We start from the raw sequence: 3,259 nt of genomic DNA, 5'->3' as shown, positions 1-3,259 counted from the left end.
GCCCTCACCCCAGCCCTCTCCCGCAAGCGGGAGAGGGAGCGCGCTGCGGCTCGGGGGTGGCGCAATCGCAGTGTCGTGCCGAGGCTACGCGCTGGGCACGCGGTGCTGATCATTCCGGCGTGACAAGCGCCGGCTTGTGCTGCATGATGACTATCATACGATACTGATAGTCAATTGCAGGAGCGGGCGATGGTTCTTGGATTGGATTTGACGACGTTCACGCTGATCCATGTCATTATCAGCCTGATCGGAATTGCCGCCGGCCTGATCGCGATGGTCGGCCTGCTGATCTCGAAGCCGCTGCCGGGGTGGACGGCGTTGTTTCTGGCGACCACGATCCTGACCAGCGCGACCGGTTTTCTGTTTCCGTTCTTCCAACTGCTGCCGTCGCACATCGTCGGCATCATCTCGCTGGTGCTGCTCGCGGTCGCGGTGGTGGCGCTGTATGTCGGCAGGCTCGCCGGGCCGTGGCGTCCGGCCTATGTGATCACCGCGCTGCTGTCGCTGTATCTCAACGTCTTCGTGCTGATCGTGCAGCTGTTTCAGAAAGTCACCGTGCTGCGCGATCTGGCGCCGAACCAGAACGAGCCGCCGTTTCTCGCGGCGCAGGGCGCCGCGCTGCTGTTCTTCGTCGTGGTGATCATCGCGGCGCTGCGCCGCTATCGCCCCATTTCGAGCTACGTGCGCGCCTGAGATTGCGCCCGGCGCAGCAAGAAAAAGGCCCCGGCTGAGCCGGGGCCTTTGCGTACTCGATGAGGCGAGCGGTCAGCGCGCCGGGCCGGTCCGCGTGCCGTTGTTGTTGCCGCCCGGACCGACGTCGCCCTGGGTGGACGACGGCGTCGGATGGTTGGCACCATTCATGCTGCCGGCGGCGCCGGTGGTGGTGCCGGGGGCCGGCGCCATGGTGCCGCGCTCCATGCTGCCGCCATTGCCGACATGCTGCGAGCCCATCGCGTTGCCGCGCGTATCGGTCTGGCCTTGCGCCGAAGCGGCGAGGGTGGTGGCCAGCAGCGCCGCAGCGGCGGCACCGGCGATCTTGGTCATTCGCGAGTTCATGAAAACTCCTCTGGAAATTATCGATCGAAGCGCGGCGGGGCCGGCCTCGCATCGTGCGGTTGCACTGATATGAAAACGGCCGCCACGGCGCACCGTTCCGACGGAACATCAGATCGCCGGAAAAGCCGCACGCCGCCGAGCGCGGTTTGCATCGGAACACGAAGCGCGTAGGAAGAGCAGGCAGCCTGCGGCACAGGAACGACGGTGGCCAAACCGGATTGTTTCGGCAATTCACGACGGAGACACTCATGAAACAAGCTTTGAACAATCCGATATCGCGTCGTGCCCTGGCGGCCGTCGCGGCCGCGACGGCGATTGCCGGTGCGAGCCTGTTCGGCGGCACCGCGGCGCAGGCTCGCGATTATGCCTATTGCCTGACGTCGCCGGGCTACGGCTATCCGGGCGACTGCAACTACGCATCCTATCGGCAGTGCCGCGCGGCGGCCTCGGGGCGCCTGGCCGACTGTATCGTCAATCCGCGCGCCGCATTCCGTGAGCCCCGGCACCGCGATTATCGCACCTATGGTGACCCGCGTTGGTGAACCGCGTCGCCTGCTGACCCGCGGCGGCGCCCCCGCGCCGCCGATTCGCCCGCCGGGGGCGCAAATCTGCTCAGCAGCACGGCTGAGGCTCATGAAATCGCCTCAAATTCCACGCTTTTGCCACGGACGGCGGTTCTGCCGTATATGAACACGGCTCAAAAGCGGGAATCGGCATGGATCGCATTCGGATTATCGGCGGCAACAAGCTGCACGGCACCATCCCGATTTCGGGCGCCAAGAACGCCGCGCTGCCGCTGATGATCGCCGCGCTGCTGACCGACGAGACCCTGATCCTGGACAATGTTCCGCGCCTCGCCGACGTCGCGCTGCTGCAGCGCATCCTCGGCAATCACGGCGTCGACATCATGGCGGCCGGCAAGCGGCCCGGCGACCACGAATATCAGGGCCAGACCCTGCACATCTCGGCGAAGAACATCATCGATACCACGGCGCCCTACGAGCTCGTCTCGAAGATGCGCGCCAGCTTCTGGGTGGTGGCGCCGCTGCTAGCTCGGATGCACGAGGCCAAGGTGTCGCTGCCCGGCGGCTGTGCCATCGGCACCCGGCCGGTCGACCTGTTGATCATGGCGCTGGAGAAGCTCGGTGCCGAAATCTCGATCGACGGCGGCTATGTGATCGCCAAGGCGCCCGGTGGGCTGAAGGGCGCCACCATTGAATTTCCCAAGGTCACGGTCAGCGGCACGCACGTCGCGCTGATGGCCGCGACGCTCGCCAAGGGCAGCACCATCATCTCCAACGCCGCCTGCGAGCCGGAGATAGCCGACGTCGCCGGCTGCCTCAACAAGATGGGCGCCAAGATCACCGGCGCCGGCACGCCGCGCATCCTGATCGAGGGTGTCGCCAAGCTGCACGGCGCGCGCCACACCGTGCTGCCGGACCGGATCGAGACCGGCACCTATGCGATGGCGGTGGCGATGACCGGCGGCGAGGTTCAGCTCTCCGGCGCCCGGCCGGAGTTGCTGCAAGCGGCGCTCGACGTGCTGACCGAGGCCGGCGTCAGCATCACGCCGAACAACGACGGCATCAAGGTTTCCCGCAACGGCGCCGGCATCAGCCCGGTGACGGTGACGACCGCGCCGTTCCCGGGCTTCCCGACCGATCTGCAAGCACAGCTGATGGCGCTGATGACCCGCGCCAAAGGCGCCTCGCACATCACCGAGACGATCTTCGAAAACCGCTTCATGCACGTGCAGGAACTGGCGCGGTTCGGCGCCAAGATCTCGCTCGACGGCGAGACCGCGACGATCGACGGCGTCTCCAAGCTGCGCGGCGCGCCGGTGATGGCGACCGATCTGCGCGCCTCGGTGTCGCTGGTGATCGCGGCGCTCGCCGCCGACGGCGAGACCATGGTCAACCGCATCTATCATCTCGATCGCGGCTTCGAGCGGCTGGAAGAAAAGCTGTCGGCCTGCGGCGCCACGATCGAACGTATCAGCGGGTGAGTGCCGACGCGGGGGATGCTGTGGGTGAGTTGAAACTGATCGCACTCGACCCCGACGACCTCGCGGTGATCTCCGCCCATGTCCAGGACGCGCGGGTCGAAACCGGCGACATCGTCTGGCGCCAGGCGGAAAAGCGTCTGGTGGTAGGACTGCACCGGCTTGATTGGGAGCAGACGCTGGCGGGCGAGCCGGTGCCCG

At 66.4% G+C, this 3,259-nt stretch carries 5 protein-coding genes; 4 read left to right on the top strand and 1 reads right to left on the bottom strand.

Annotation, left to right across the window (positions count from 1 at the left end; genetic code table 11):
• The first annotated feature begins 189 nt into the window (after nt 1–189).
• A complete protein-coding gene (locus IP86_RS27380; protein ID WP_054165614.1) occupies nt 190–693 on the top strand; it encodes a hypothetical protein in 504 nt (167 codons plus the stop codon).
• Between the two features lie 72 nt (nt 694–765).
• On the opposite strand, the gene IP86_RS27375 is transcribed toward IP86_RS27380, so the two are convergent.
• Complete coding sequence (locus IP86_RS27375; protein ID WP_054165613.1) at nt 766–1,056, bottom strand: hypothetical protein; 291 nt, start codon at nt 1,054–1,056, stop codon at nt 766–768.
• 248 nt (nt 1,057–1,304) lie between these two features.
• On the opposite strand from IP86_RS27375, the gene IP86_RS27370 reads away from it, so the two are divergent.
• From IP86_RS27370 to IP86_RS27360, 3 genes are all read left to right on the top strand, one after another.
• Entirely contained in the window at nt 1,305–1,598 is a 294-nt protein-coding gene (locus tag IP86_RS27370; RefSeq protein ID WP_054165612.1) for a DUF3551 domain-containing protein, read from the top strand.
• Nucleotides 1,599–1,771: 173 nt separating this feature from the next.
• Nucleotides 1,772–3,061 (top strand): UDP-N-acetylglucosamine 1-carboxyvinyltransferase, encoded by a 1,290-nt coding sequence (gene murA, locus IP86_RS27365; protein ID WP_054165611.1) that lies wholly within the window; start codon nt 1,772–1,774, stop codon nt 3,059–3,061.
• 20 nt (nt 3,062–3,081) lie between these two features.
• Nucleotides 3,082–3,259, top strand: a 178-nt coding sequence (locus IP86_RS27360) for a DUF2948 family protein (RefSeq protein ID WP_156332637.1), incomplete at its 3' end; no start/stop codon positions are given.

The organism is Rhodopseudomonas sp. AAP120 (genome assembly GCF_001295845.1).
In the GTDB taxonomy this organism is placed as follows: domain Bacteria; phylum Pseudomonadota; class Alphaproteobacteria; order Rhizobiales; family Xanthobacteraceae; genus Rhodopseudomonas.
Note: the sequence above shows the minus strand (reverse complement) of the source record. Positions and strands in the feature narration are given on the sequence as shown.

Excerpts from the sequence above, each read along its gene's own strand:
- IP86_RS27380 (WP_054165614.1), top strand. The coding sequence starts at position 190 with ATGGTTCTTGGATTGGATTTGACGACGTTCACGCTGATCCATGTCATT.
- IP86_RS27375 (WP_054165613.1), bottom strand. The coding sequence starts at position 1,056 with ATGAACTCGCGAATGACCAAGATCGCCGGTGCCGCCGCTGCGGCGCTG.
- IP86_RS27370 (WP_054165612.1), top strand. The coding sequence starts at position 1,305 with ATGAAACAAGCTTTGAACAATCCGATATCGCGTCGTGCCCTGGCGGCC.
- murA (WP_054165611.1), top strand. The coding sequence starts at position 1,772 with ATGGATCGCATTCGGATTATCGGCGGCAACAAGCTGCACGGCACCATC.